The sequence below is a fragment of the Pseudonocardia cypriaca genome (assembly GCF_006717045.1).
GTDB lineage: Bacteria > Actinomycetota > Actinomycetes > Mycobacteriales > Pseudonocardiaceae > Pseudonocardia > Pseudonocardia cypriaca.
In genome coordinates, this window is record NZ_VFPH01000001.1 from 3,055,657 (window position 1) to 3,081,481 (window position 25,825).

The window sequence follows — 25,825 nt, forward strand, 5'->3', positions numbered from 1 at the left end:
GTGTCCTTCCTCCGGAGGGCATCGCTGGTCCATGTGCGTAGTGTCAAGTCGTGCTGCCATGGATCCGGCGAGTCACCGACGAGGTGGTCGAGGCCGATCGCGCGGTGTCCCGCACGATCTCGGCCCTGCCGCCCAGTCCGTTCGACACGGTCATGAAAACGGTCTCCATCGCCGCCAACCACAGCGTGCTGTGGTTCACCGTCGCCGCGATCCTCGCGGCGCGGCGCGGGGCGAGCCGCAAGGCCGCCGCCCGCGGCGTGCTCGCCATCGCCGGGGCGAGCGCCACGGCCAACGGTCTGCTGAAGCCGCTGATGCCGCGCAGGCGCCCGGCCGCGGCGGAGCTGCCCGCCTACCAGACCCTGCCCAACCCGCCGAGGTCGTCGTCGTTCCCGTCCGGGCACGCGGCGTCGGCGGCCGCGTTCGCCACCGCCGTGGCGATGGAGAGCCCGAAGCTGGGGATCGCCCTCGCGCCGCTGGCCGCGTCCGTGGCCTACTCCCGGGTGCACGTCGGGGTGCACTGGACCTCCGACGTCGCGGTGGGAGCCGCCGTCGGCAGCGGGATCGCGTTCGCCACCCGCCGCTGGTGGCCGGTGCGGCGCACCGACGAGGCGAGGGCGCGCCCCCTGGACGCCGTGCCGGCGCTGCCCGACGGTGAGGGCCTGGTGCTGGTCTCCAACCAGCGCTCCGGTGACCCGAACCACGACCCGTCCGAGGAGCTGGAGAAGAACCTCCCGGCCGCCGTCGTGCTGCGGGCCACGCCCGAGCAGGACATCGACGACCAGCTCGAGGCCGCCGTCGCCGAGCGCGAGGAATGGGTGCGGGCGATCGGCGTCGCGGGCGGCGACGGGTCGGTGGCCGCGGCGGCGACGGTGGCGGGCCGGCGGCACCTGCCGCTCGTGGTGGTGCCCACCGGCACGCTCAACCACTTCGCCCGCGACGTCGGCGTGTACGACACGCAGGAGGCCGTGGACGCCACCGCCGCGGGCGAGGCGGTCGCGGTCGACCTGGGGGTGGTGGACGTCCACCCGGGGCGCGGCGCCGACCCGCTGAGCGACGCCGTGGTGCGGCAGCGCCACTTCCTCAACACCGCGAGCCTCGGCTCCTACCCGGACCTGGTGCGGCTGCGGGAGAAGTGGGAGGGCCGCTGGGGCAAGTGGCCCGCGTTCGCCGCGGCGCTCGTGGTGGTGCTGCGCCGGGCCGAGCCGGTGCGGATCAAGGTGGACGGGCGCTGGTTCTCCGTCTGGCTGCTGTTCGTCGGCAACGGGCCCTACCACCCGCGCGGCATGGTGCCGGCCTGGCGCCCGTCGCTCGACTCCGGCCTGCTCGACGTGCGCTGGCTGCGGGCCGACGTCCGGTTCTCCCGGCTGCGCGCGGTGGTCGCGCTCCTGCTGGGGGCGCTGGGGCACAGCCGCGTCTACCACCAGCGCGAGGTCGCCGAGCTCGACGTCGAGCTCGTGGTTCCCGGTTTCCTCGCCACCGACGGCGAGGTGGTCGAGGAGGCCGGGCGCTTCACGTTCCGGGTGGCCCAGCGGCCGGTGCCGGTCTACCGCCGCCACGAGGACAACTGGCGCGGGCGGGATCGCCCCTTCCTCGGATGACGGCGCGGGCGCTCGCGGTCGCGGCGGTCGCGTGCGTCCTGGCCGGGCTCACCACCCCGGCTGCGGCCGCGGAGCCGGGGGAACCGGACGCGGGCGCGATCGCGGCACTCGCGCAGGCGCACGTCGGGGTCACCCGGTTGCCGGGCGTGGCGGTCGCGGTGGTCCACGACGGCCGGGTCCTGCACGTCGGCGGGTACGGCCGCGACTCCCGCGGCGAGCCCGTCACCGGCAGGACGCCGATGTGGCTGGGTGGGGCGTCCGAGTCGTTCACCGCGATGGTGCTGGCGCAGCTGGCCGGGTTCGGGTCGGTCCCGCTGGACGACCGGGTCGTCGCGCACCTGCCGGAGTTCGCCACGGCCGACCCGCGCTCCGCGCAGATCACCGTGCGGCAGCTGTTGAACCACACGTCCGGCCTGCCGGCCACGGTCGATCCGCCGGGTGGCCGTCCGCGATCGCTGCAGGAGGCCGTGGCGGCGCTGCACGACGTCACGCTCGGTTCGCCACCCGGGGAGCGGCGCGTGCGGAGCGAGCCCGGCTACTGGGTCGCCGCCCGGATCGTGGAGGTGGCGACGCAGCGCCCGTTCGACACGGTGCTCTCGGACCGGGTGCTCTTCCAGACGGGCATGCTCACCACCACCGCCGTCGCCGGCACGCGGGACCTGGTGCCCGGCCTGGTCGACGGGCACGACCGGTTCCTCGGGGTCAGCCGGGTCCAGCCGCAGCCCGACCGGTTCGTCGGCGGCTCGGGCGGGGTCGTGAGCCCCGCCGAGGACGTCGCCACCTGGCTGGCCTTCAACGCGGGCCGGGGCCTCCGCACGGTCATGGCGGGTGACGGGCTGCGCGAGGTGCAACGGCTCGGGTGGGAGGACCGGTCCGGGGAGCTCGTGCTGCGCGGGCGGACGGCCACGGCGTCGGCCACGCTGGTGCTACTGCCCGAGAGCCGCTACGGAGTCGCGGTCCTCGCGAACAGCCGCGAGCCCCTGGACGCCGGGACGGGCGCGGGTCCCAGCGAGGTGGACGACCTGGCCGACGAGCTGGTCGCCCTGATCCGGGGCGAGGCGCCACCGGCTCCCGGCCCGCCACTGGCGTTCCTCGCCGAGCTGGTGCTCGTCGCTCTCGCCGTCGCCGCGATGCTCGCCGCGGCGAGGGCGGTGCTGCGGTCGCGGGAATGGGCTCGGGCGCGCCGGTCCCGCCTGCCGGTCCTGCGGCTCGTCCCGTACGCCCTGCCGCTCCTGCTGCTCGCGGTCCTGCCGCGGGTGACGGGACCGCTCGTCGGCGGCACCACATTCCGCGACCTCGCCGAGGTGTGGCCCACCGCGCTCGTCGCGGCCGAGGTGGTGGCCGCTGCTGGTGCGGTGGTGGTGGCCGCGCGGCTCTACGCCGTGGCGCGCGCCGTCAGCCCCCGTACGGAACCGTGAGCACCTCGAGGTTGTGGCCCTCTGGCGAGTCGAAGTAGAGCCCGCGCCCGCCGTCGTTGGTGTTGAAGCCGGGCGTGCGGCGACCCGGGTCGGCCCAGGTCCGTATCCCGCGCTCCCGCAGCCGGCCCGCGACGGCGTCGAACTCGTCCTCGCTGATCAGGAACGCGTAGTGCTGCGCGGCGATCTCGCCGTCGACGTCCATGAAGTCGAGGCTGACCCCGTTGGCCAGCTCGACCACGGCGAAGGGACCGAACGACCCCGGCTCGGGCAGACCGAGCACCTCGCTGACGAATCGTGCCTCGGCCTGCTTGTCGCGGGTGGAGACGATGGTGTGGTTCAGCTCGACAGCCATGGCACCAGGATGGGAGGTGAAGCCTGGTTCAGGTCAAGACCTGGAGTCGCCGTTCACCGCTCCGCTGCCGGCCGGGGCGTCGTCGCCACCCGCCTCGGCCCCCCGGCCACCGCTCACGGCCCGGTTGGCCGCGGGGAGCAGGTCGCGCAGCACGTTCCCCGTGATGCGGCGGAACGTGCGGCGCGGCCGGGTGCGGTCGAGCACCGCGACCTCCAGCGTGCCGGCCCCGAGCACCTCGTTGCTGCCCCCGTTGGCGGTGGAGCCCGACTGCAGTGCCTCCACCGCGATCGCGATGGCCTCCCCCAGCTCCAGCCCGCTGCGGTAGGTCTCCTTCAGCTTCGCGCTGATCGGCTCCGTGGTGCCGCCCATGACCACGAACTGCGGCTCGTCGGTGATGGAGCCGTCGTAGGTGATGCGGTAGAGCTGGTCGGAGCCGGGGTCGGGACCGACCTCGGCGAGGCACAGCTCCACCTCGTAGGGCTTCTGCTGCTCGACGAACGACGTGCCGAGTAGCTGGGCGTAGCCGTTGGCCAGCCCACGACCGGTGACGTCGCGGCGGTCGTAGGTGTAGCCGCGCAGGTCGGCGTGGCGGATGCCGGCGGTGCGCAGGTTGTCGAACTCGTTGTAGCGGCCCACCGCGGCGAACCCGATGCGGTCGTAGATCTCCGAGACCTTGTGCAGGGCGGTGGAGCGGTTCTCGGCGACGAACAGCACGCCACCGGTGTAGGTGAGCACGACGACGCTGCGGCCGCGGGCGATGCCCTTGCGCGCCAGCTCCGACCGGTCGCGCAGCAGCTGGTCGACCGACGAGTAGAAGGGCATCGTCACGGGAGGAACTCCTGGTCAATCGAGGGGGAGCGGAACACGGGGGACACTCGTCAGCCCCCGGGGTTCTCGGTGCGGCCGGCGACGACGTCGCGCACGACCGCCTCGATCTCCTCCTCGGACCGGCGCACGGCACCGTCCGGGCCCGTGATGCTCACGACCACGGGGAAGATCCGGCGGGTCAGGTCGGGGCCGCCCGTAGCGGTGTCGTCGTCGGCGGCGTCGTAGAGCGCCTCGACCGCGATGCGGACGGCGCCTTCGAGGTCGGCACCCGGGTCGTGGCGCTTCTTCAGCGCCGACTTCGCGAACACCGAGCCCGAGCCGATGGCGTGGTAGCCGAGGAGCTCGTCGTAGCGCCCGCCCGCGGCGTCGTAGGTGATGATGCGGCCGGCCTTGGCCGGTTCGGCGTCGACGTCGTAGCCGACGAGGATGGGGACGACGACGAAGCCCTGCATCGCCGCGGCGAGGTTGGCCTGCACCATGCCGGCGAGCTTGTTGGCCTTGCCGTCGAGCGAGAGCGGCACGCCCTCGGTCTTCTCGTAGTGCTCCAGGTCGACGCTGTACAGGCGGACCATCTGCAGGCCGTTGCCCGCCGTGCCCGCGAAGCCGACCGCGGAGTACGTGTCGGTGATGAACACCTTCTCGATGTCGCGCTGGGCGATCACGTTGCCCATGGTGGCGCGCCGGTCACCGGCGATCACCACGCCCTCGGCGAAGGTGAGCGCGACGATCGTGGTGCCGTGGGGGACGTCGAGTCCTCCTGGCGTGCCCGCACCGGCGGCAGGCGCGGCGCCCGGCGGTACCCGGCCGGGGAGCAGGTGCGGAGCGGTGGCGGCGACGAAGTCGGTGAACGACGTGGCGCCGGGGGCGAGGTACGCGCCCAGGCCGGTAGGCACGCCGAGGGGCGGACGCTCGGGGAACGTCATGGTCAGGTGAGAGCCTCTCTCCGCGCGGGTGCGGTGCAGGGGTGGCGCAGGCGCAGCGAGCGGTTACTCGCCGCCCTTCTGCACGTAGGCGCGGACGAAGTCCTCGGCGTTCTCCTCGAGCACGTCGTCGATCTCGTCGAGGATCGTGTCCACGTCCTCGCCGAGCTTCTCACGCCGCTCCTGGCCTGCCGCAGCGGCGTCGGCACCGTCCTCGTCGTCGCCCCCGCCGCCGCCCTGGCGCTTGGTCTGCTCCTGCGACATCGTGCTCCTCCTCGCCTGCCCGGCAGCCGTTCGGCGTGCCGGATCGGTGTAGGTGAACAGTACCTAGCGGATTCGCGACACGCCCGGGATTGCGGACGGGTCGGTGGGCGCGTCGGGCGCGTCCGGCTCTGTGACTGCGGGTCGACCGCGGGTCAGCCGCGGGTGAGCGCCTCCACCAGCTCCTCGGCCGTGCGGGATCGGTCCAGCAGCTCCCCGACGTGGCGGCGGGTGCCGCGCAGGGGCTCGAGCGTGGGGATCCGCACCAGCGACTCGCGCCCGAGGTCGAAGATCACCGAGTCCCACGAGGCCGCGGCGACCTCGGTGGGGTAGCGCTCCAGGCAGCGGCCGCGGAAGTACGCGCGGGTGTCCTCCGGCGGGCGGTGCATCGCGTCGACGACGTCGTCCTCGGACACCAGGCGCTTCATCGACCCGCGCGCGACGAGCCGGTTGTACAGGCCCTTGGCCATGCGCACGTCGGTGTACTGGAGGTCGACCAGTGCGAGGCGGCCGGAGTTCCAGTTCAGGCCGTCGCGCTCGCGGTAGCCCTCGAGCAGCCGCAGCTTCGCGGTCCAGTCCAGGCGGTCGGCGGTGCTCATCGGGTCGCGGGCGAGGTCGTCGAGCACCTCGCCCCACAGCGTGAGCACCTCGGCCGTGGCGTCGTCGACGTCGGCGCCGAGCGTGTTCTCGACGTGCTTCTGGGCCTTCTCGAAGTACGCGCGCTGCACGTCGAGGGCGGTCATCTTCCGGCCGTCGGTGAGCTCGACCAGCGTCTTGAGGCTGGGGTCGTGGCTGATCCGGTGGACCGAGCGCACCGGCTCGGACAGGCGCAGCTCGTCGAACCGGACCCCGGACTCGATCATGTGGAGGACCAGCGCCGTGGTGCCGACCTTGAGCAGCGTGGAGTACTCGCTCATGTTGGCGTCACCGATGATGACGTGCAGGCGGCGGTACTTGTCGGCGTCGGCGTGCGGCTCGTCGCGCGTGTTGATGATGCCGCGCTTGAGCGTGGTCTCCAGCCCGACCTCGACCTCGATGTAGTCGCTGCGCTGTGAGATCTGGTAGCCCGCCTCGTCGCCGGTGGCCCCGATCCCCACCCGGCCGGCGCCGCTGAACACCTGGCGCGTCGCGAAGAACGGCATCAGCCCGGCGACGATCGACGGGAACGTGGTCTGGCGCGACATCAGGTAGTTCTCGTGCGAGCCGTAGCTCGCACCCTTGCCGTCGACGTTGTTCTTGTACAGCTGGATCCGGGGAGCCCCGGGCACGGTGGCGGCGCGCTCGGCGGCCTCCTCCATCACCCGCTCCCCCGCCTTGTCCCAGATGACGACGTCGCGCGGGTTGGTGACCTCCGGCGTGGAGAACTCGGGGTGGGCGTGGTCGACGTAGAGCCGGGCGCCGTTGGTGAGGATGACGTTGGCCGCGCCCAGGTCGTCCAGCTCGGACTCGGCCGGGTTGTGCATCGTGGGCGCCGACAGGTCGAAGCCGCGTGCGTCGCGCAGGGGCGACTCCACCTCGTAGTCCCACCGGGCGCGCCGGGAACGCGGGATGTCGGCGGCCGCTGCGTAGGCGAGCACCACCTGCGTGGAGGTGATCACCGGGTTGGCGGTGGGGTCCCCGGGGACCGAGATGCCGTACTCGACCTCGGTGCCCATGATCCGGCGGGCGGTCACCGGCCCACCTCGACGTGCGCGCTCATACCCCGAGCCTAGTGCCCCCGGACGGCGGCTCAGGGACGCAACTCGGAGTTCAGGGTGGGGTAGACGAGCTCGAGGTCCCGCGGGAGGGACCGCTTCGCCCATCGGGTGCGCTCGTCGGCGAGCACCTCCTCGTGACCGGCCTCGACGGCGTCGAGGATCAGGTCGGCCACCTCCTCGGGCTGGTGCTTGGGCATGTCGAAGCCCTCCGCGAGCCGCGTGTCGATGGCGCTCGCGTGGACGCCGACGACCAGGGTGCCCTGTGCCCGCAGCTCGGCACGGACGCCGTGGGTCATCGACCACGCCGCCGCCTTCGTCGCCGACAGCGAGCCGAGGCCGGGGAAGCTGAAGAACGACGTGATCGACAGCATGTTCACCAGTGCGCCCCCGCCGTTCCGCGCGAGCACCGGCGCGAACGCGCGGCACATCGCCAGCGTGCCGAGGTAGTTCGTCTCCATCTCGCGCCGCGCGAGGTCCGCCGGACCCGTGAGCAGCGCCCCGGGGCTCGCGACCGCGGCGTTGTTGACCAGCAGCGTCACGTCGCCGCAGCGCTCGGCGGCCGCGGCGACCCCGGCCGGGTCGGTGATGTCGAGCGGCACCGGGGTGACGCCCGGCGCCGTCGGCTCGGAAGGCCTGCGGCTTCCGCCGTAGGCGCGGGCGCCGCGCGCCACCAGGCGGGCCGCGATCGCGCTGCCGAGGCCCCGGTTCGCGCCGGTCACGAGGGCGACCGCCCCGTCGATCCGCATGGTTTCCTCCGTCGGCTCGATGATGATCGTCCCCCCGATGGTGCGGTCCGCAGGCCCGGCGACCCGAGTGCCTGCCGGTGCTGGTGTTGCCGGCACCACCGTCCCGGCCACCGGGCGGCGCACACTGGACGGCGTGCCGAACCCGTCCCGTCGCCGTCCCGAGCTGGCGGCGTTCCTGCGCAGCCGGCGGGCGCGGATCAGGCCGGTGGATGTGGGGCTGGTTCCGGGGCCGAGCCGGCGCACGCCGGGTCTGCGCCGCGAGGAGGTCGCCGTCCTGTCGGGCGTCGGGAGCACCTGGTACACGTGGTTGGAGCAGGGTCGGCCGATCAACGTGAGCGCCGAGGTCCTCACCGCCGTGGCCCGCAGTCTCCGGCTCGACGCGGCCGAGCAGGCGTACCTGCACCGGCTCGCGGGCCTGCCCGGAGTGCCGCCCCCCGCCCCGGCCGACCGGATCGGGCCGGAGGTGCAGCAGGTCCTCGACGCCCTCGCGCCCCTGCCGGCGTGCGTGCTCGACGCGCGCTTCGACGTCCATGCCTGGAACGCGCCGTACGCCGTGCTGTGGCGCCGCACCCTGGCCGATCCGCGGCGCAACGTGCTCCGGCAGTGCTTCACGCTCCCGCCGTGCTGCTCCCCCTTCGCGGTGGACCGGGAGGCGGAGCTGAGGCAGCTGGTCGCTCTGCTGCGCAGCGAGTGGGCCGGGCACGCCGGGGACCCGGCATGGGAGGAGTTCGTCGCCGACCTCGGTGCGGCCAGCCCCGAGTTCGCCGAGATGTGGGCGGCGCAGGACGTCGCGGTGGCGGCCACCCGCGTCAAGCACTTCCGGCACGCAGCCGTCGGAGACATCGCCATGTCCGTCACCACGTTCGGGGTCACGGAGGCACCCGGGCTGCGGATGACCGTCTACACGCCGGTCGACGACGCGAGCCGCGGCCGGGTCGAGCAGCTGCTCGCCGACCCGGCCGCCCCGCCTGCCGACCACGAGCACGGGTCATGCTGAGCCCATGCAGGACGCGGACGAACCGGTGGCCCGCTACGACGCCGCCGGGCACGAGATCGGGGTGGCGCCACGCGGCGTCGTGTACCGCGACGGGCTGTGGCACGCCAGCACCGGCGTGCTGGTGCGCAGCGGAGACGGTGAACGCGTCTACCTGCACCGCCGTTCCACCGAGAAGCTGATCTTCCCCGGGTGCTACGACTGCTGGGCGGGCGGCGTGCTCGGGCCGGGCGAGCTGCCCGACGCCGCTGCGGTGCGCGAGCTCGACGAGGAGCTCGGTGTGCGCGGCGTCCCGCTGACCCCCATCGACCGGTTCGCCTACGACGACGGGTCGGTGCGCTACCACGTGTTCCTCTACGAGGTGCGCTGGGACGGGCCGATCCACCACCAGCCCGAGGAGGTCGTGTGGGGTGGCTGGGTGACGCTGCCCGAGCTCCGGGCGGTGCTCGCCGACCCGGACCGCCCGTTCGCCCCGGACGGGCGCATCGGTGTCCGGCGGTGGCTCGACAGCGGGCGATCCGAGGAGTAGTCCGGAGTCGTGGATCAACGAGTAGAACGGGGACGGGTGTGACCGGGAGCGAGCCGGCCCACCGCAGCGCGAGCGAGCTCGTCGGGCTGCTCGACGAGGGGGCGGTGTCCGCCGTCGAGCTGGCCGAGGACGCCATCGCCCGCATCGAGCGGTACGACCCGACGATCAACGCGGTGTGCGTGCCGGACTTCGAGCGGGCCCTCGAGGCCGCGCGGGCCGCCGACGCCGCCCGCGCACGCGGCGAGACGCGGCCGCTGCTCGGGGTGCCGATGACCGTCAAGGAGTCGTACAACGTCGCGGGCCTGCCCACGACGTGGGGCGTCCCGGACTTCGAGGACTTCGTCCCCGACACCGACGCGCTGGCCGTGGAGCGGGTCAAGGCGGCGGGCGCCGTCGTGCTGGGCAAGACGAACGTGCCGCTCGTACTGGGCGACGTGCAGAGCTACAACGCGATCTACGGCACCACCGGCAACCCGTGGGACCCGGAGCGGACCCCCGGCGGTTCGTCGGGCGGGTCGGCCGCAGCGCTCGCCGCGGGGTACGGGGCGTTGTCACTCGGGTCGGACATCGGCGGCTCGCTGCGCAACCCGGCCCACTACTGCGGTGTCTACGCCCACAAGCCGACGCTCGGGCTGGTACCGGCGCGCGGTCACACGCCGCCCGGGGTGCCCGCGCTGCCCACGGAGAGCGACCTGGCGGTGATCGGGCCGATGGCGCGCTCAGCGACGGACCTGGCGCTCCTGCTCGACGTCCTCGCCGAGCCCGACCCGCTCAGCTCCGGCGTCGCCTACCGGCTCGCGCTGCCGGCGTCCCGGCACGCCGAGCTGGCCGACTACCGGGTGCTGGTCGTCGACACCCACCCGTCGATCCCGAGCGCGGCGAGCGTGCGCAGTGCGATCGGCGGCCTCGCCGAGGCGCTGGCGAAGGCGGGCGCGCGGGTGGAGCGCGAGAGCCCGCTGCTGCCCGACCAGGCCGACGCGGCCCGGGTGTACACGCGCCTGCTGATGTCGACGCTCGGGTCGCGCTTCCCGGCGGAGGTCTACGAGCAGGTGCTCGCGGCGGCCGCAGGGCTGGATCCCGCCGATGAGAGCCTCCGTGCCGAGCGCGTCCGCGGCACGGTGCTGAGCCACCGCGACTGGATCCTCGCCGACGCCCGGCGCGCCGTGCTGCGGCAGCACTGGAACGAGCTCTTCGCCGAGTTCGACGTGGTCGTCCACCCGGTCGCACCGACGCCGGCTTTCCCGCACGACCACGGCCCGATGGGAGACCGGCAGATCACCATCGACGGCGTCGACCACGACTACCTCGACCAGATCGCCCTCGCAGGTGTGGCAACGCTGCCCGGCCTTCCGGCCACCGCCCTGCCCGTCGGCCTGTCCGAGGACGGCCTGCCGGTCGGGGTGCAGGCCATCGGGCCGATGTACGGCGATCGCACCACGATCCGCTTCGCCGAGCTCGTGGAGCGCGAGCTCGGCGGGTTCACACCGCCGCCGGGGTACTAGACGAGTGACGGCGGCCTCGGAACGCCGGCCGGGTGGGCGTGCACATCGTGCGGGGTCAGCGCACATGTCCGGTGGTGTGCGTCGCGCCGGGACGGTGTGCACGGTGGGCGCCGAGACCCGGCGAAGGCCAGCCCTGTGATCGCCATTCCATGGTCGGCGCGCCGGCGCCCGGGCGAGTGGATCTGCGGCGGCCGCTGATCACGGTCCCTCGTGCGTTCCGCGGAACGCAGCCGCGGGGCACGGCGGTTCCCACAGACGGCAGAGACCGTGTGCCGAGGCGGCACAACGCGCCGCCCGGGCGACCATGATCCGAATTGGCGGTTGCCCATGGCTGCCTCCACAACCATGGACACCCGATATGCCGGATCATGAACCCCAAGATCGCGTGTAGCGGTTGTCCATGGTTGTCGGCACAGCCATTGACAACCGATACTCCGGATCATGCCCGCGACCACCACTGGACGGGGCCCGGCAAGAGCACCGAACAACCGTGATCACGACATCCCGGCTGAGTAGTACTACTAGACCGCGACCGGTGATCGTGGTCGCCCTACAGGTTGATCATGTGGCCGGCCAGGCCGTGGATCGCCTCCTGCAGACCCTCGGACAGGGTGGGGTGGGCGTGCACGTTGCGCGCGAGCTCGTGGGCGGTGAGGTCCCACTTCTGCGCCAGGGTCAGCTCGGGCAGGAGCTCCGTGACCTCCGGGCCGATGAGGTGGCCACCCAGCAGCTCGCCGTAGGTCTCGTCGGCGACGAGCTTGACGAACCCGCCCGGCTCGCCGAGGCCCTGCGCCTTGCCGTTCGCCGTGAACGGGAACTGGGCGACCTTGACCTTCCAGCCCTTCTCGTCGGCCAGCTCGCGGGCCTGCGCCTCGGTGTAGCCGAAGCTCGCGACCTGCGGGTTGCAGAACGTGGCGCGGGGCATCATCACGTAGTCCAGCGGCATGGTTTCGGCACCGGCGATCGTCTCGGCCGCCACCACGCCCTGCGCCTCGCCGACGTGGGCGAGCATCAGCTTGGCGGTGACGTCACCGATGGCGTAGATGTTCGGCACGTTGGTGCGCATGTTGTCGTCGATGGCGATCGCGCCGCGCTCGGTGAGCTGAACACCCGTGTTCTCCAGGCCGTAGCCCTTCACGCGCGGGGTGAACCCGATGGCCTGCATCACCTTGTCGGCCTGCAGCTCGCGGGTCTGCCCGTCCTTGCCGGTGACGGTGACGGTGACCTGGTCGCCGGAGTCGTCGATCGACTCCACGCGCGTGGAGGTGAGCACCTGCACGCCCAGCTTGCGGTAGCGCTTGGCCAGCTCCTTGGACACGTCCACGTCCTCGAGCGGCAGCAGCCGGTCCAGGAACTCGACGATCGTGACGTCGACCCCGTAGTTGCGCATGACGTAGGCGAACTCGACGCCGATCGCGCCCGCGCCGGCGATGATGATGCTGCGCGGCAGCTCACGGGTGAGGATCTGCTCCTCGTAGGTCACCACGCGCTCCGACAGCGACGTGCCGGGCAGCAGCCTCGTCTCGGCGCCTGCGGCGATGATGGCGTCGTCGAACGTGATCCGCTCGGTGCCGCCGTCGCCGAGCTTCACCTCGACGGTGTTGGCGTCGACGAACGAGCCCCACCCGTCCACCTCGGTGATCTTGTTCTTCTTCATGAGGTAGTGCACGCCCTTGACCCGGCCGTCGGCGACGGTGCGGCTGCGGTCGAAGGCCGCGCCGAAGTCGAACGAGACGTCGCCGGAGATGCCGAACGTCTTCGCGTCGGACGTGACGATGTGGGCGAGCTCCGCGTTGCGCAGGAGCGCCTTCGACGGGATGCAGCCGACGTTCAGGCACACCCCGCCCCAGTACTTCGCCTCCACCACCGCGACGCTGCGGCCGAGCTGGGCCGCACGGATCGCCGCCACATACCCACCCGGACCCGCTCCGAGGACCACGACATCGACGTGAGTTGCCATGGGAACGACTCTAGGCCGCGTCAGCCTGCGGGCTTGCGCCCAGTCGCCGTCCGGGATTGATCATCTGCCGCGGGCCACACCGGCTCGTTCGACAGGTGGGCGACCAGCGTCTCGCTGATGTCCCGCAGGGCGGCCACCTGTTCCGCGGAGAGCGCGTCGAACAGGCCTCGGCGTACGGCTTGGACGTGCCCGGGTGCTGCGGCCTCCAGCCCGGCCATCCCCTCCTCGGTGAGCTCGGCGAGCTGGCCCCGCTTGTCGTGCTCGCACTGCCGCCGCCGCACCCAGCCGATCTCCTCGAGGCGGGCCACCGCGTGCGAGATGCGGCTGCGGGAGGACAGCGACGAGCTCGCGAGCTCGCTCATCCGCAGCGTGCGGTCGGGGATCTCGGACAGCCGCACGAGGATCTCGTAGTAGGTGTGCGGCAGGCTCGAGTCCTGTTGCAGCTGCCGCTCGATGCCGTCGAAGAGGAGCCGCTGGGCGGTCAGGAAGCTGCGCCACGTGTGCTGCTCGTGCTCGTCGAGCCAACGCGTGTCGGACACCACACCTCCGGAATAGTTGAGCGCTCATGCGCCTTCAGCTAGTGTCACTCTCAACAAGTGAGAGTTCAACTAACTCCTGGAGCTTCGATGACCAGCGCAGCCACCACTTCGATCCCCGGCTACCTCGCGGGAACCTGGGACATCGACGCGAGCCACTCCGACGTCTCCTTCACCGTGCGTCACATGATGGTGAGCAAGGTACGCGGCCGTTTCGGCAAGTTCTCCGGCGAGATCGTCACCGGCGAGAACCTGGCCGACTCCTCCGTCACCGCGACGATCGACGCCAGCTCGATCGACACCAACAACGAGCAGCGCGACGGGCACATCCGCTCGGCCGACTTCTTCGACGTCGACAACCACCCGGAGTGGACCTTCCGCTCCACCGCCCTGCGCGTCGACGGTGAGGACCTCGCCCTCGACGGCGAGCTGACGCTCAAGGGCGTGACCCGGCCCGTGACGCTGGCGCTCGAGATCAACGGCTTCGGCCCGGACGCCTGGGGCGGCACCCGCGCCGGCTTCTCCGCCTCCACCGCGATCGACCGCAACGACTTCGGCGTCGACATCAAGATGCCGCTCGACGGCGGCGGCGTCGTCGTCAGCGACAAGGTCCAGATCCACCTCGAGATCGAGGGCGTGCTGCGCAAGGCGTGAGCCCCGCTCGACCTACGACGGCCCGGCCCCCCTCCCGTGAGGGCCGGGCCGTTCCGCATCCCGCTCCAGCCAGCTCGCCTGCTCCGGCAGCTCCGGTCGCGCCCGCGCGGGGTTGGTGAGCGCCGCGACGAACGCTGCCGCGATGGGCGAGAGCGGGCGCGCGGCGGCCCGCACCACGGCCATCGTGCGGTGCGCGGTGGGCTCGTCCAGCACGACGTGGCGCACCCCGGCGAACCCCATCAGCGGGAGCACAAGGCCGGGCACCACGGAGACGCCCAGGTCGGCCGCCACCAGACCCGCCACCGCAGCGATGTTGCGGGCGGCCACCACCTGCCGCGGGACGGCGCCCGCAGCGGCGAGCGAGGCGTCGACGTGCTGGCGGATGCTCGTGGTGCCGTCGAAGGCGATGAACGCCTCCCCCGCCAGCTCCGCCCAGGAGAGCACCTCCCGCTCGGCGAACCGGTGCCCGGGCGGCACCACGCAGCAGAACCGGTCGGTCGCCACCGGTGTCACCGCGAGGTCGGTGAGCGGGTCGGGTGCCTCCGAGACCACGGTGACCGCCAGGTCGACGACGCCACCCCGCACCCGTTCGAGGACCTCGCCGGACAGCGCGTCCTCGATCGAGAGGTCCACCTGCGGGTGTTCGGTCCGGAACGCCGAGACGACTCCGGGCAGCAGGATCGCGGCCAGCGATGGCAGCGTCGCGATCCGCACCCGTCCCATGAGCCCCGCGAGGTAGCCCTCCACGTGCCGCATCTCGGCGTCGACGGCGTCGACCGCGCGCCGCGCCGCAGCAACGACCTCCCGGCCGACAGGTGTGGCCTCCAACCGGCGGGTGGTCCGTTCGAAGAGCGGGGTGCCCAGCCGCCGCTCCACCTCGGCCACCGTTCGGCTGAGCGACGACTGCGCCACCAGCAGCCGCTCGGCCGCAGCCGTGAAGCTGCCGGCCTCGTGCACGGCGATCACCACGCGGAGCTGCTGGAGCGTCAGATCCGTGCGCATGGCGCATGAATCTATCGCGAACTGGTGTTTGACGCGCATACCTCAGGCCCAACAGGGTGAGTCCCAGTCGATGTGGTCTCGCCACACGGCCCGCGCGCGCCGGAGCGAAGCGGAGGCAATCCCACACCGCCGGAGGTCAACGATGCTCGCCGCGACCGGTTTCCTCACGATCGCCGCCTTCCTGGTGGCGGTGCTGTCCCAGCGCGTGTCGGTGTTCATCGCGCTAACGGTGCTGCCGATCCTCGCGGCCTTCGTGGTCGGCGCGGGCGGCCGGCTCGGGGAGCTGATCCTCGGCGGGTTCGAGACGGTGGCCCCGGTCGCGATCATGATCACGTTCGCGGTGCTCTACTTCTGCCTGATGATCGACGCCGGGCTCTTCGACCCGGCCGTGCGCCGCGTCGTGCGCTGGGCGGGCGGCGACCCGTTGAAGATCACCGTGGGAACGGCGGTGCTCACGCTGCTCGTCGCGCTCGACGGTGACGGCGCCTCCACCTTCCTGATCACGGTGTCCGCGATGCTGCCGATCTACCAGCGGATCGGCATGCGCCCGATCGTGCTCACCGCGGTGGTCTGCCTCGGCGCAGGCGTGATGAACATGATCCCGTGGGGTGGTCCGACCGCCCGCGCCATGGCCGCCCTCGACCTGGGCAGCGGCGACGTCTTCGTGCCGGTGCTGCCGGCGATGGCCGCCGGCATCCTGTGGGTGCTGGTGGCGGCCTTCCTGATCGGGCGCGCCGAGCGCAAGCGGATCGGGACGGTCACCGAGCCAGGTGCGCCGGGTGACGCGGTCCCGGGCGGTTCTGTGCTGGCCGATTCTGCGCCGGGCGATTCCGTACCGGCCGACCGGCCGGGCGCGGCCCACGCTCCCGTCGACCGCGGCACGACGGCCGACCGCGTGCGGTTCTGGCTCAACGTCGCGCTCACACTGGCGCTCGTGGTGGTGCTGCTGGCCCAGCTGGCCGAGCTGCCCGTCGTGTTCGTGGTCGCGTTCGTGCTGGCGCTGCTGGTGAACCGGCCCGGCTGGGAGGCCCAGAAGGACCTGTTCACGCGGCACGGCCACAGCGTCGTGCTCGTCACCACGATGATCTTCGCCGCAGGTGTGTTCACCGGCGTGCTGGGCGGCACCGGGATGATCGAGGCGATGGCCAGGGCGCTCGTCGGCCTCGTGCCCGACGGCGCGGGCGGGGCGCTACCCACGCTCGTGGCCGTCACGAGCATGCCGCTCAGCCTCGTGTTCACGCCCGACGCGTACTACTTCGGCGTGCTCCCGGTGCTCGCCGAGACCACGGCCACGCTCGGCGGGGACCCGGCCGAGGTCGCCCGCGCGGCGATCCTGGGCCAGATGACCACCGGGTTCCCGCTCAGCCCGCTCACCGCCTCCACGTTCATCCTCGTCGGGATGGCCGGGGTGCAGCTGGGTGCCCACCAGCGGTTCGTGTTCGGCTGGGCGTTCGGCACCACGCTCGTCATGACGGTTGTCGCGCTCGTCACCGGGGCGATCGTATGAGGACCGTCCGGATCGGCGCAGGTGCCGGGTTCGCGGGTGACCGCCTCGAACCCGCCGTCGAGCTGGCCGAACGGGCCGGGCTCGCCGACATCGTGCTGGAGTGCCTCGCCGAGCGCACGATCGCGCTGGGTCAGCAGCGCAGGCTCGCCGACCCCGCCGCCGGGTACGACCCGCGGCTGATCGCCCGGTTCGAGCGGCTGCTGCCCGTGGCGCTCGAGCGCGGCGTGCGGGTGATCACGAACATGGGCGCGGCCAACCCGCTGCGCGCGGGCGAGGTCACCCGGGACCTGCTGACCCGGCTGGGCCGGCGTGCCGCAGTCGGCGTGGTCACCGGCGACGACGTCCTCGACCGGCTCGACCTGGACGCCCCCGCGTCCGAGGACGGGCGGCCGCTGCGCGACCACGGCGAGGTGGTCGCGGCGAACGCCTACCTGGGGGCGGACGCGGTGCTGCCCGCGCTCGAGGCGGGGGCGCAGGTCGTCGTCACGGGGCGGGTGGCCGACCCGTCGCTCTTCCTCGCGCCGCTGGCCCACCGCCATGGCCGAGACCTCGCGGACCCGGGCTTCGCCGCGGCCGGCACGCTCGTCGGGCACCTGCTCGAGTGCGCGGGCCAGCTCACCGGCGGCTACTTCGCCGACCCCGGCGTCAAGGACGTGCCCGGCCTCGCCCAGCTGGGCTTCCCCTACGCCGACGTCGCGGCCGACGGCAGCGCGGAGTACGGCAAGCTGCCCGGCACCGGCGGCGTGCTCGACCGGGCCACGGTGCGCGAGCAGCTGCTCTACGAGATCACCGACCCCACCGGCTACCGCACCCCGGACGTCTTGCTCGACCTGCGCGGGGTCACCGTCGCCCAGGTGGCACCGGACCGGGTGCGGGTGGCCGGCGCACGCGGGCGGCCGCGGCCCGACCAGCTGAAGGTGAGCGTGGGCTACCGGGCGGGGCACAAGGTCGAGGCGGAGATCTCCTACTCCGGGCCGCGGGCCGACCGGCGTGCCGCGCTCGCCGCCGATGTGCTCGCCGAGCGGCTCGCCTGCCTGCCCGTCCGCCCGCGGATCGACGTGCTCGGCGTCGCGCCCCCGGACGCCGACGAGCACGCCGAGTGCCGGGTGCGGGTCGCCGCGCTCGCCGCCGACCCGAGCCTGCTCGAGATCGTCGGGCACGAGGTCGAGGCCCTCTACACCAACGGCCCCGCGGGCGGCGGTGGCGTGCGCGCGTTCACCCGGGAGGTCATCGGCGTGGTGTCCACGCTCGTCCCGCGCTCGGCGGTCGAGCCCGCCGTCACGATCCTGGAGGCCGGGGATGTCCGTCCGGCTGCATGAGCTCGCCCACTGCCGCGCGGGCGACAAGGGCAACGTCGCCACCCTCTCGGTGATCCCCTACTCCGACGCGGACTACCCGCTGCTCGTCCGCGAGCTCACCGCCGAGCGGGTCCGCGCCCAGCTCGCCGGCCACGTCGACGGCGACGTGCGCCGCTACGAGCTGCCGCTGCTGCCGGCGTTGCAGTTCGTCTGCACCGGCATCCGGGATGGCGGCGTGACGACGTCGCTGGCCCTCGACACGCACGGGAAGTCGCTCAGCTCCCGGCTGCTCGCGCTGGAGCTGCCGAGCTGATCCGCGCGGGGCAGCAGGTGTCGGAGGGCAGCGCTACCGTGACCGGGTGGGCTACCGGGAGATCCCGCCGCCGCGCCCGCTGCGCGGCGAGATCGAGTGCGCCTGGACGGCCGGGGTCGCCGCCGACGCTCCCGCCGAGTCGCTGCACGTGCTGCCCGACGCGTGCATGGACCTGGTCTGGACGGGGCGGGAGCTGCTCGTCGCCGGGCCGGACACCGGGCCGCACCCCACCCGCCGCGACCCCGGGGTCCTGAGCGCGGGCCTTCGCTTCGCGCCCGGCCGGCTCCCGGCGATGCTCGGGCTTCCCGCGGCCGAGGTACGCGACCAGCGCGCACCGCTGGCGGCGGTGCACCCCGCCCTCGCCCGGCGGGCGCTGGCACGGCTCGAACAAGGCAGCCCGCCCCTCCCGGTGCTCCTCGACCTCGCGCTCGCACTTCCCGGCGATCCCGCCGAGCACGCGCTGCGGGTGGTCGCCGCGCAGCTCGCGAGGGGCGCGTCGGCGGCCGCCACGGCCGAGCGGCTCGGCTGGACGGAACGTTCCCTGCACCGGCGCTGCCTCGCCGCGTTCGGGTACGGACCGGCCGTGCTGCGCCGCGTGTTGCGGTTCCGCCGGGCCTCGCTCCTGCTCTACGACGGTGTCCCCATCGCCGAGGCCGCCGCCGAGGCCGGCTACGCCGACCAGCCGCACCTGTCCCGGGAGGTGCGCGCGCTGGCCGGCGTCGCGCCCAGCCAGATGTACGCGGGTCAGCCGGGCAACGGCGCGTAGAGGTCCACGCCGTTGCCGTCCGGGTCGTTCATGCTGGCGTAGCGCTGCCCCCACGGGGCGTCGAACGGCTCCAGCTCGCCGTGGTGACCGGCAGCGGTCAGCTTCGCGTACATCTCGTCCACCGCGGCGGGATCCGGGAGCGAGACGGCCAGGCCGATGCGGCCCGCGCCGCCGCCCGGGCTCCACGACGGGTGGAACGAGCGGACCGTCTCCTCCGTGTCGAACATCAGTCGCATCCCGCCCCCGAGCGGCACCTCGACGTGCGGCGCGTTCTCGGCGCCGTCGGGCACCGGCAGTCCGAGGGCGCGGTAGAAGGCCAGGGACTTCGCCAGGTCGGATGCCACGATGCCGACGGCGTCCAGCTTCGCTTCGATCGTCATGGGCGAGACGCTAGGCGCGGTGCCGCCTGCGGGTCGTGAACGGATCGGACAGGTGCGTGCCGGGCGTGTGGCCGTACGCGCGGCGGAAGACGTCGATGAACGCGCTCGCGGACGACCAGCCGCAGGCGTGGGCCACGTTCGTGACCGGCGAACCGTCGGCGAGCATCCGCAGCGCGTGGTAGAGGCGCAGCTGCGTGCGCCACTGCGGGAAGGTCATCCCGAGCTCGGAGCGGAACAGGCGGGTGAGCGTCCGCTCGCTCGCTCCGGCCTCCGCGGCGAGCGCGGCGAGGCTGCGGGAGTCGGCGGGGTCGCGGCGCAGGGCCGCGCACACCGCCGCCAGCCGCGGGTCGGTCGGCTCGGGCAGGTGCACGGGTCGCTGCGGGGACGCGCGCAGCTCGTCGAGCAACACGGCCCGGAGCCGGCGCCGTTCGGGGCTGTCGTCGTGCGGGGAGCCGGTGTAGGCGCGGATCAGCTCGCGCAGGAGCGGACCGACGACCAGCACCGTGGGACGGTCCAGGGCGAGCGGGTTGGTGGAGGCCGGCAGGCCGAGCATGTGGAGCTCGAGATCCCCGTACGCGCGGTGGGCGTGCACGGTGCCGGCCGGGACCCAGATCGCGCGGGTGCCGGGCGCGAACCAGGTGCCGGCGTCGGTGGTGATGGCCAGCACGCCGGAGCCCGCGTAGAGGATCTGGTGGTCGTCGTGCCGGTGCGGGTCGATGCTCTCCCCGGCGGCGAGGGGCTGCAGCCGGGTCGGCGCCACCGGTGCGTGGCGGATGTCCGGCATGTGTTGGCACTTTATCGGAAGCGGGACAGGCCGCACCGCGGTGACGATCGAGCCGTGAACCGCCGGCTCGCCACCCGCTCCCGATCGATCACCCTCATGGCCTCCGGGCACGGCTGCGTCGACGTCTACCAGGGCGCCGTGGCCGCACTGGTGCCGTTCTTCGTGTCCGAACGCGCCTACACGCACGCTGCGGCGGCCGGACTCGTCCTCGCCGCGTCGCTGCTGTCGTCGGTGGTGCAGCCCCTGTTCGGCGGGCTCACCGACAGGTGGCCCATGCCCTGGCTGCTGCCGGTCAGCACGCTCCTCGCCGGCATCGGCGTCGCGCTCTGCGGCGTCACCGACTCCTACCCCCTGACGCTGGCACTCCTCGCGCTGTCGGGCATCGGCGTCGCCGCCTACCACCCCGAGTCGGCCCGCGTGGCGCGGGCGCTGAGCGGCGGCAGCCACACCGCGATGAGCTGGTTCTCCCTCGGCGGCAACCTCGGGTTCGCGGCGGCACCGCTGATGGTCGGCGTGGTCGTCGCGGTCGGGGGCCTCGGCGCGTCGCCGCTGCTGGTCGTGCCCGCCGTGGTGGGCAGCGCGCTCTGCCTCGCCGCCGTGCGCGCCGTGCCGGCACGCCGCCCCGCGGGCACCGATGCCACTCCCGCGCCGGGCTCGGACGACTGGGCGTCGTTCGGCAAGCTGTCGGGCTCGATCGTCTGCCGCTCGATCGTGTTCGTCGGGCTGAGCGCGTTCATCGCCCTCTACGGGGCGGAGCGCACGGGCGGCGGCGAGGACGCGGGCACCGCCGCGCTGTTCGTGCTGTACCTCGGCGGCGCCGTCGGCACCGTGCTCGGCGGGACGCTGGCCAACCGCTTCGGCCGGGTCGCGGTCGTGCGCTGGTCCGCGGCCGTCGGCGTCCTCGCCGTCGCGGGCGTCGTGTTCGTGCCAGGCCCGCTCATGCTCGTCTGCGTGGCGCTGACCTCGGCCTGCCTCTACGTGCCGTTCTCGCTGAGCATCACCCTCGGCCAGGACTACCTGCCCCGCCGCGTCGGCACCGCGAGCGGCGTGACGCTCGGCCTCACCGTGAGCGTCGGGGGCATCGCGAGCCCGTTCATCGGTCTGCTGGCCGACCACACGTCCCTGCAGGTGGCGCTCACGCCGCTGATCGCGTTCCCGGCCCTGAGCTGGCTGCTGCTGCGAACGTTGCGGGAGCCCGCCGAGGCGTGACCGGGGTCGGCTGGGGGACATCCCGGATGGCCGGGTGCGACCGCGACGGGACGCTTTCCGGCATGACCTCCCACGACCTCGCATCCGACCACAGGGCCAGACTGCTCGTCGGTGGCGCCACCGCGATCGGCACGGCCGCGGTGCTGGGTGCCGTCGTGCGAGACCGGTGGTCCCCGCTCGACACGTGGTTCGTGCGCGAGTTCCGGCTGCCGGTGGACCCACCCGTCGTCGAGGCCGTCGCCGGAGCGGGCGTGCTGCTGGCGGTGGCGGGGCTCGTGCTGGCGGTCGCCGCAGCGCTGCGCCTGCCGGCGGTACGGGCGCAGCTCTGGCGCCACGCCGTCCTGCTCGCCGCATGCGCCGCCGTCGCCGGGACGCAGGTGCTCTTCCAGCGACCGGGCCCACCGGGTGCCGGGCAGGACTGGACCTACCCGAGCGGGCACGCCGCGGTGGTGACGGCCGTGGCGGTCACCGCGGTCGTCCTCTGCCGCCGGTCCGCGCCGTCGTTGGCGCGAGCCGTACTGGCGGTCGAGGTGCTCGCGGTGACCGTCACGACGGCGAGCCGCGTGGTGCTCGGCGAGCACTTCCCGACCGACGTCGTGGGCGCGATGGCCGGGGTCCTCGGCGTCGGGCTCGTGGTGACGGCGTTGACGGGCACGAAGCGGCCCGCCGACCGGACGTGATCGGCGGGCCGCTTCGCGACAGGACTACAGGTACTGACCGGTGTTCGACGCCGTGTCGATCGCGCGGCCCGTCTCGGTGTTCTTGCCGGTGACGAGGGTGCGGATGTAGACGATCCGCTCCCCCTTCTTGCCGGAGATCCGCGCCCAGTCGTCGGGGTTGGTGGTGTTGGGAAGGTCCTCGTTCTCGGCGAACTCGTCGACGATCGCGTCCAGCAGGTGCTGCACGCGCAGCCCCGGCTGGCCGGTCTCGAGCACCGACTTGATCGCGGCCTTCTTCGACCGGTCGACGATGTTCTGGATCATCGCGCCGGAGTTGAAGTCCTTGAAGTAGAGGGTCTCCTTGTCACCGTTGGCGTAGGTGACCTCGAGGAATCGGTTCTCCTCCGTCTCGTCGTACATCCGCTCGACGATCCGCTGGATCATCGCGTCGATGCAGGCCTTGCGGTTGCCGCCGAACTCGGCGATGTCGTCGGCGTGGATCGGCAAGGTCTCGGTGATGTACTTGGAGAAGATGTCCTGCGCCGCCTCGGCGTCCGGCCGCTCGATCTTGATCTTCACGTCCAGGCGGCCCGGCCGCAGGATCGCGGGGTCGATCATGTCCTCGCGGTTGGAGGCGCCGATGACGATGACGTTCTCCAGGCCCTCGACACCGTCGATCTCCGCCAGCAGCTGCGGCACGATCGTGGTCTCGACGTCGGAGGACACGCCCGACCCGCGGGTGCGGAAGATCGAGTCCATCTCGTCGAAGAACACGATCACCGGGGTGCCGGCCGATGCCTTCTCCCTGGCCCGCTGGAAGATCAGCCGGATGTGCCGCTCGGTCTCGCCGACGAACTTGTTGAGCAGCTCGGGGCCCTTGATGTTGAGGAAGAACGCCCTGCCCTCGTTGGGGTCGTCGCCGCGCACGGCCGCGACCTTTTTGGCGAGCGAGTTGGCCACCGCCTTGGCGATGAGCGTCTTGCCGCAACCGGGAGGGCCGTAGAGCAGCACGCCCTTCGGCGGGCGCAGCTCGTACTCCTTAAACAGCTCGGCGTGCAGGAACGGCAGCTCCACGGCGTCGCGGATCTGCTCGATCTGCCGGAACAGGCCGCCGATGTCCTCGTACTCGACGTCGGGCACCTCCTCCAGCACGAGGTCCTCCACCTCGGCCTTCGGCACCCGCTCGTAGGCGTAGCCGGCCTTCGTGTCGACCAGCAGGGAGTCGCCGGGCTTGAGCGCGACGCCGTCGGGGTCGTCCGGGCCGGGGAACAGCGGTGCGGCGAGCCACACCACGCGCTCCTCGTCGGCGTGCCCGATCACCAACGCACGGCCGGCGAGGCCGTCCTCGGTGGGCTCGGACAGCACCTCCCGCAGCCCGCAGACCTCGCCGATGCGCTCGTAGTCGCCCGCCTCGACGACGGTGAGCGCCTCGTTGAGCCGCACGGTCTGCCCGCTGCGCAGGTCGGACGTGTCGACGGCCGGGGACACGGCGACACGCATGCGCCGGCCGGAGGTGAAGACGTCGACCGTCTCGTCGGGGTAACGAGTGAGGAAGACGCCGTAGCCGCTCGGCGGCTGCGCCAGCCGGTCGACCTCCTCGCGGAGCGCCACGAGCTGGCCGCGGGCCTCCTTGAGGGTTTCGGTGAGCTTCTCGTTGCGGGCCGAGAGCTGCGCGAGCCGGCTCGCCGACTCGGCCAGGCGCTGCTCGAGGACGCGCGCGTGCCGCGGGGACTCGGTGAGCTTGCGGCGGAGCAGGGCGACTTCCTCTTCGAGGAACCGGATCTGCGCGGCGGCCTCTGCGGGGCTCAGCTCGCCACGATCACCTGGTTCACGCCTGCCGGGACCGTCGTAGGGGTTCACGGCATCCTCCCTCCGTGTTCCGTTTCCATACGGTACCTGCCAATGGGCGGTTCCCACCTTGCGGCGAACCGGTGATCCACCACTCAACCGGACGGCACCTTGACGCCAGGCGATAGTCCTGGTCCGGTTACCGCTGGGACCGCCTCCGTTAAGCCGGTCGGGCTCACCGGCTCGTCGGACGGCGCTGCGGACGGGGCGGAACGACACCCTCCGCGAGGCGGCGCGCCGTCACGAGGAACGCGGTGTGGCCCTGCATGCGGTGCTCCGGACGCACGGCGAGGCCGACGACGTGCCACGGACGCATGAGGGTCTCCCACGCCTGGGGCTCGGTCCAGCACTGCTGCGAGCGCAGGTCCTCCACGAGCCGGGACAGCTGGGTGGTGGTCGCGACGTAACCCACCAGTACACCGCCCGGAACGAGCGCCTTCGCGACGGTGTCCAGGTGCTCCCACGGCGCGAGCATGTCCAGAACCACCCGATCGAAACGCTCGTCCGGGTGGTCTTCGCCGAGCGCGGCGAGATCGGCCACCCGCAGGCTCCAGTGCGGGGGGAGCTCCCCGAAGAACTGCCGCACGTTGCGTTCGGCGTGCTCGGCGTGATCGGCGCGGACCTCGTAGGACACCACGCCCCCCTCCGGGCCCACTGCCTGCAGCAACGAGCACGCGAGCGCCCCCGACCCGGCGCCCGCCTCCAGCACGCGCGCCCCCGGGAAGACGTCGCCCCACATCAGGATCTGGGCCGCGTCCTTCGGGTAGATCACCTGCGCCCCGCGCGGCATCGACAGCACGTAGTCGGCCAGCCGGGGCCGCAGCGCCAGGTACGGCGTGCCCACCGGCGAGACGACGAGGCTGCCCTCCGGCTTGCCGATCAGGTCGTCGTGGGCGAGCCCGCCGCGGTGCGTGTGGTACTCCGCCCCCGCCTGCAGGGTGATCGAGTAGTGCCGGCCCTTCGGGTCGGTGAGCTGCACCCGGTCGCCTGCGCGGAACGGGCCGCCGCGGGTGGGGAGGTCGGTGTCGGCGGGTCGGGGCTCGGGCACGAGGCGTAACGCTAACGGTCACCGTCGTCGGCCCGTCACGCGTCCCCTTCCTGCCCGCAGCGGCTGAACGGGTGAGGCGTTACTCCATCCGATCAAGAACGGTGTCCTCGGCCGACTCCGGCCAGCCCGGGTACTCGGGCGGAGTGCCGTCCCAGGCGGGGCAGAGCGCCTTGTGGCTGCACCAGTCGCACATGCGGGTGCGGTTGGGACGGAAGTCACCGGTCTCCCCCGCCGTGCGGATGGCCGCCCAGATGGCCTCCAGCGTGCGCTCGAACCGGCGCAGCTCCGGCTCGTCGGGCTCGTAGGTGAGGTACTCGCCGTCAGCCAGGTACAGCAGCCGCAGCTGGGTGGGCACCACGCCGCGCTCCTGCAGGAGCGCGAGCGCGTAGAACTTCATCTGGAACAGCGCCGCGACCTCTCCCGCCTCGCGGGGCGACGAGCCCGTCTTGTAGTCGACGACCCGGATCTCACCGGAAGGAGCGACGTCGAGGCGGTCGATGTAGCCGCGCAGCAGCAGGCCCGACGCCAGCTCCGTCTCGACCAGCAGTTCACGGGCAGCGGGTTCGAGACGGCGTGGGTCCTCGAGCCGGAAGTACACCTCCAGCAGCTCGGCCGCGGACTCCAGCCACACCGGCAGCTCGGGATCCTCCGCGTCGACGAACAGCTGCCCCACCAGCTCGGGCAGCGCGGCGGACAGCTCCTCCCACACCGGCCCGACGAGCCCGCGGGCCGCCTCGGGGGAACGCTGCGGCGCGGGCAGGTCGTACAACCGCTCCAGGACGGCGTGCACCAGCGTGCCGCGGACCTGGGCGCGGGAGGGCAGCTCGGGAAGCCGGTCGATGGCGCGGAAGCGGTACAGCAGCGGGCACTGCTTGAAATCGCCTGCCCGTGACGGCGACAGGGCAGGACGACGCCGCGGGGCGGGCTCCACCGCCGTGCCCGCAATCTGGATGCCCGCGGTGTCGGTCACGCTCCGCAGCGTAGGCGAGACCACCGACACTACCGGGCGGCGCGGC

26 protein-coding genes are annotated in these 25,825 nt (G+C 72.9%); 12 read left to right on the forward strand and 14 right to left on the reverse strand.

Going from position 1 to position 25,825, the window contains the following annotated elements; genetic code table 11:
• Positions 1-50 precede the first annotated feature (50 nt).
• Entirely contained in the window at positions 51-1,598 is a 1,548-nt protein-coding gene (locus FB388_RS14540; protein WP_342787900.1) for a bifunctional phosphatase PAP2/diacylglycerol kinase family protein, read from the forward strand.
• Positions 1,595-3,016 carry a serine hydrolase domain-containing protein gene (locus FB388_RS14545; RefSeq protein WP_142101226.1) on the forward strand — a complete coding sequence of 474 codons (1,422 nt, stop codon included), beginning with the start codon at positions 1,595-1,597 and terminating at the stop codon, positions 3,014-3,016. The genes FB388_RS14540 and FB388_RS14545 overlap by 4 nt, the downstream gene beginning before the upstream one ends.
• Here FB388_RS14545 and FB388_RS14550 read toward each other — a convergent pair.
• The 6 genes from FB388_RS14550 to FB388_RS14575 all read right to left on the reverse strand — a co-directional run bounded on the left by FB388_RS14550 (position 2,994) and on the right by FB388_RS14575 (position 7,820).
• A complete protein-coding gene (locus FB388_RS14550) occupies positions 2,994-3,368 on the reverse strand; it encodes a VOC family protein (protein ID WP_142101228.1) in 375 nt (124 codons plus the stop codon). The two genes, FB388_RS14545 and FB388_RS14550, sit on opposite strands and share 23 nt — an antisense overlap.
• Positions 3,369-3,401: 33 nt before the next feature.
• Positions 3,402-4,196, reverse strand: a complete 795-nt coding sequence (gene prcA / locus FB388_RS14555) for a proteasome subunit alpha (protein ID WP_142101230.1) — start codon at positions 4,194-4,196, stop codon at positions 3,402-3,404.
• Positions 4,197-4,246: 50 nt separating this feature from the next.
• The gene (gene prcB / locus FB388_RS14560; protein WP_142101232.1) at positions 4,247-5,119 is read right to left on the reverse strand and encodes a proteasome subunit beta; all 873 of its coding nucleotides are present in this window, start codon (positions 5,117-5,119) and stop codon (positions 4,247-4,249) included.
• A 63-nt stretch (positions 5,120-5,182) separates the two neighbouring features.
• The gene (locus tag FB388_RS14565; RefSeq protein WP_142101234.1) at positions 5,183-5,380 is read right to left on the reverse strand and encodes a ubiquitin-like protein Pup; all 198 of its coding nucleotides are present in this window, start codon (positions 5,378-5,380) and stop codon (positions 5,183-5,185) included.
• 152 nt (positions 5,381-5,532) lie between these two features.
• Positions 5,533-7,032, reverse strand: a complete 1,500-nt coding sequence (gene dop, locus FB388_RS14570; RefSeq protein WP_142103115.1) for a depupylase/deamidase Dop — start codon at positions 7,030-7,032, stop codon at positions 5,533-5,535.
• 74 nt (positions 7,033-7,106) lie between these two features.
• Positions 7,107-7,820 carry an SDR family oxidoreductase gene (locus FB388_RS14575; RefSeq protein ID WP_142101236.1) on the reverse strand — a complete coding sequence of 238 codons (714 nt, stop codon included), beginning with the start codon at positions 7,818-7,820 and terminating at the stop codon, positions 7,107-7,109.
• Positions 7,821-7,857: 37 nt separating this feature from the next.
• Between FB388_RS14575 and FB388_RS14580 the strand changes: the two genes are divergently transcribed.
• The 3 genes from FB388_RS14580 to FB388_RS14590 are packed head-to-tail and all read left to right on the forward strand — an operon-like array spanning position 7,858 to position 10,845.
• A complete protein-coding gene (locus tag FB388_RS14580; RefSeq protein WP_142101238.1) occupies positions 7,858-8,817 on the forward strand; it encodes a helix-turn-helix transcriptional regulator in 960 nt (319 codons plus the stop codon).
• A gap of 4 nt (positions 8,818-8,821) precedes the next feature.
• On the forward strand, positions 8,822-9,343 hold the full coding sequence (locus FB388_RS14585) for an NUDIX domain-containing protein (RefSeq protein ID WP_142101240.1): 522 nt from the start codon (positions 8,822-8,824) through the stop codon (positions 9,341-9,343).
• A gap of 38 nt (positions 9,344-9,381) precedes the next feature.
• The gene (locus FB388_RS14590; RefSeq protein WP_142101242.1) at positions 9,382-10,845 is read left to right on the forward strand and encodes an amidase; all 1,464 of its coding nucleotides are present in this window, start codon (positions 9,382-9,384) and stop codon (positions 10,843-10,845) included.
• 550 nt (positions 10,846-11,395) lie between these two features.
• On the opposite strand, the gene lpdA is transcribed toward FB388_RS14590, so the two are convergent.
• Positions 11,396-12,805 carry a dihydrolipoyl dehydrogenase gene (lpdA, locus tag FB388_RS14595; protein WP_142101244.1) on the reverse strand — a complete coding sequence of 470 codons (1,410 nt, stop codon included), beginning with the start codon at positions 12,803-12,805 and terminating at the stop codon, positions 11,396-11,398.
• Positions 12,806-12,825: 20 nt separating this feature from the next.
• The gene (locus tag FB388_RS14600) at positions 12,826-13,344 is read right to left on the reverse strand and encodes a MarR family winged helix-turn-helix transcriptional regulator (protein WP_142101246.1); all 519 of its coding nucleotides are present in this window, start codon (positions 13,342-13,344) and stop codon (positions 12,826-12,828) included.
• A gap of 87 nt (positions 13,345-13,431) precedes the next feature.
• On the opposite strand from FB388_RS14600, the gene FB388_RS14605 reads away from it, so the two are divergent.
• Positions 13,432-13,995 carry a YceI family protein gene (locus tag FB388_RS14605; protein WP_142101248.1) on the forward strand — a complete coding sequence of 188 codons (564 nt, stop codon included), beginning with the start codon at positions 13,432-13,434 and terminating at the stop codon, positions 13,993-13,995.
• 12 nt (positions 13,996-14,007) lie between these two features.
• Here FB388_RS14605 and FB388_RS14610 read toward each other — a convergent pair whose 3' ends face one another.
• The gene (locus tag FB388_RS14610; RefSeq protein WP_142101250.1) at positions 14,008-14,997 is read right to left on the reverse strand and encodes a LysR family transcriptional regulator; all 990 of its coding nucleotides are present in this window, start codon (positions 14,995-14,997) and stop codon (positions 14,008-14,010) included.
• A 142-nt stretch (positions 14,998-15,139) separates the two neighbouring features.
• Here FB388_RS14610 and FB388_RS14615 point away from each other — a divergent pair, with 142 nt between their 5' ends.
• From FB388_RS14615 to FB388_RS14630, 4 genes are read left to right on the forward strand one after another with little or no spacing between them, the layout of a single operon-like run.
• Complete coding sequence (locus FB388_RS14615; protein ID WP_142101252.1) at positions 15,140-16,504, forward strand: CitMHS family transporter; 1,365 nt, start codon at positions 15,140-15,142, stop codon at positions 16,502-16,504.
• Positions 16,501-17,823 carry an acyclic terpene utilization AtuA family protein gene (locus tag FB388_RS14620; protein WP_142101254.1) on the forward strand — a complete coding sequence of 441 codons (1,323 nt, stop codon included), beginning with the start codon at positions 16,501-16,503 and terminating at the stop codon, positions 17,821-17,823. Before FB388_RS14615 ends, FB388_RS14620 begins: the two co-directional genes overlap by 4 nt.
• A complete protein-coding gene (locus FB388_RS14625; protein ID WP_142101256.1) occupies positions 17,804-18,115 on the forward strand; it encodes an AtuA-related protein in 312 nt (103 codons plus the stop codon). Before FB388_RS14620 ends, FB388_RS14625 begins: the two co-directional genes overlap by 20 nt.
• Before the next feature lie 46 nt (positions 18,116-18,161).
• A complete protein-coding gene (locus FB388_RS14630; RefSeq protein WP_142101259.1) occupies positions 18,162-18,881 on the forward strand; it encodes a helix-turn-helix domain-containing protein in 720 nt (239 codons plus the stop codon).
• On the opposite strand, the gene FB388_RS14635 is transcribed toward FB388_RS14630, so the two are convergent.
• A complete protein-coding gene (locus FB388_RS14635) occupies positions 18,860-19,261 on the reverse strand; it encodes a VOC family protein (protein ID WP_142101261.1) in 402 nt (133 codons plus the stop codon). The genes FB388_RS14630 and FB388_RS14635 overlap by 22 nt on opposite strands.
• 10 nt (positions 19,262-19,271) lie before the next feature.
• Positions 19,272-20,045 (reverse strand): AraC family transcriptional regulator, encoded by a 774-nt coding sequence (locus tag FB388_RS14640; RefSeq protein ID WP_142101263.1) that lies wholly within the window; start codon positions 20,043-20,045, stop codon positions 19,272-19,274.
• A gap of 96 nt (positions 20,046-20,141) precedes the next feature.
• Between FB388_RS14640 and FB388_RS14645 the strand changes: the two genes are divergently transcribed.
• The gene (locus tag FB388_RS14645) at positions 20,142-21,254 is read left to right on the forward strand and encodes an MFS transporter (protein ID WP_142103118.1); all 1,113 of its coding nucleotides are present in this window, start codon (positions 20,142-20,144) and stop codon (positions 21,252-21,254) included.
• Between the two features lie 62 nt (positions 21,255-21,316).
• Complete coding sequence (locus tag FB388_RS14650; protein WP_170225608.1) at positions 21,317-21,934, forward strand: phosphatase PAP2 family protein; 618 nt, start codon at positions 21,317-21,319, stop codon at positions 21,932-21,934.
• 24 nt (positions 21,935-21,958) lie between these two features.
• On the opposite strand, the gene arc is transcribed toward FB388_RS14650, so the two are convergent.
• The 3 genes from arc to FB388_RS14665 form a co-directional block, all read right to left on the reverse strand.
• Positions 21,959-23,722, reverse strand: coding sequence for a proteasome ATPase (arc, locus tag FB388_RS14655; protein WP_246122108.1), 1,764 nt, complete (start codon positions 23,720-23,722; stop codon positions 21,959-21,961).
• A gap of 214 nt (positions 23,723-23,936) precedes the next feature.
• Positions 23,937-24,809, reverse strand: a complete 873-nt coding sequence (locus FB388_RS14660; RefSeq protein ID WP_142101270.1) for a tRNA (adenine-N1)-methyltransferase — start codon at positions 24,807-24,809, stop codon at positions 23,937-23,939.
• A 79-nt stretch (positions 24,810-24,888) separates the two neighbouring features.
• Positions 24,889-25,779 (reverse strand): RecB family exonuclease, encoded by an 891-nt coding sequence (locus tag FB388_RS14665; RefSeq protein WP_142101272.1) that lies wholly within the window; start codon positions 25,777-25,779, stop codon positions 24,889-24,891.
• Positions 25,780-25,825 lie beyond the last annotated feature (46 nt).

Excerpts from the sequence above, each read along its gene's own strand:
- FB388_RS14585 (WP_142101240.1), top strand. The coding sequence starts at position 8,822 with ATGCAGGACGCGGACGAACCGGTGGCCCGCTACGACGCCGCCGGGCAC.
- FB388_RS14645 (WP_142103118.1), top strand. The coding sequence starts at position 20,142 with ATGGCCTCCGGGCACGGCTGCGTCGACGTCTACCAGGGCGCCGTGGCC.
- FB388_RS14620 (WP_142101254.1), top strand. The coding sequence starts at position 16,501 with ATGAGGACCGTCCGGATCGGCGCAGGTGCCGGGTTCGCGGGTGACCGC.
- FB388_RS14565 (WP_142101234.1), bottom strand. The coding sequence starts at position 5,380 with ATGTCGCAGGAGCAGACCAAGCGCCAGGGCGGCGGCGGGGGCGACGAC.
- FB388_RS14615 (WP_142101252.1), top strand. The coding sequence starts at position 15,140 with ATGCTCGCCGCGACCGGTTTCCTCACGATCGCCGCCTTCCTGGTGGCG.
- lpdA (WP_142101244.1), bottom strand. The coding sequence starts at position 12,805 with ATGGCAACTCACGTCGATGTCGTGGTCCTCGGAGCGGGTCCGGGTGGG.
- FB388_RS14650 (WP_170225608.1), top strand. The coding sequence starts at position 21,317 with ATGACCTCCCACGACCTCGCATCCGACCACAGGGCCAGACTGCTCGTC.
- FB388_RS14610 (WP_142101250.1), bottom strand. The coding sequence starts at position 14,997 with ATGCGCACGGATCTGACGCTCCAGCAGCTCCGCGTGGTGATCGCCGTG.
- FB388_RS14625 (WP_142101256.1), top strand. The coding sequence starts at position 17,804 with ATGTCCGTCCGGCTGCATGAGCTCGCCCACTGCCGCGCGGGCGACAAG.
- prcB (WP_142101232.1), bottom strand. The coding sequence starts at position 5,119 with ATGACGTTCCCCGAGCGTCCGCCCCTCGGCGTGCCTACCGGCCTGGGC.
- FB388_RS14550 (WP_142101228.1), bottom strand. The coding sequence starts at position 3,368 with ATGGCTGTCGAGCTGAACCACACCATCGTCTCCACCCGCGACAAGCAG.
- FB388_RS14545 (WP_142101226.1), top strand. The coding sequence starts at position 1,595 with ATGACGGCGCGGGCGCTCGCGGTCGCGGCGGTCGCGTGCGTCCTGGCC.
- FB388_RS14605 (WP_142101248.1), top strand. The coding sequence starts at position 13,432 with ATGACCAGCGCAGCCACCACTTCGATCCCCGGCTACCTCGCGGGAACC.
- FB388_RS14635 (WP_142101261.1), bottom strand. The coding sequence starts at position 19,261 with ATGACGATCGAAGCGAAGCTGGACGCCGTCGGCATCGTGGCATCCGAC.
- FB388_RS14640 (WP_142101263.1), bottom strand. The coding sequence starts at position 20,045 with ATGCCGGACATCCGCCACGCACCGGTGGCGCCGACCCGGCTGCAGCCC.
- FB388_RS14580 (WP_142101238.1), top strand. The coding sequence starts at position 7,858 with ATGGTGCGGTCCGCAGGCCCGGCGACCCGAGTGCCTGCCGGTGCTGGT.
- FB388_RS14575 (WP_142101236.1), bottom strand. The coding sequence starts at position 7,820 with ATGCGGATCGACGGGGCGGTCGCCCTCGTGACCGGCGCGAACCGGGGC.
- dop (WP_142103115.1), bottom strand. The coding sequence starts at position 7,032 with ATGGGCACCGAGGTCGAGTACGGCATCTCGGTCCCCGGGGACCCCACC.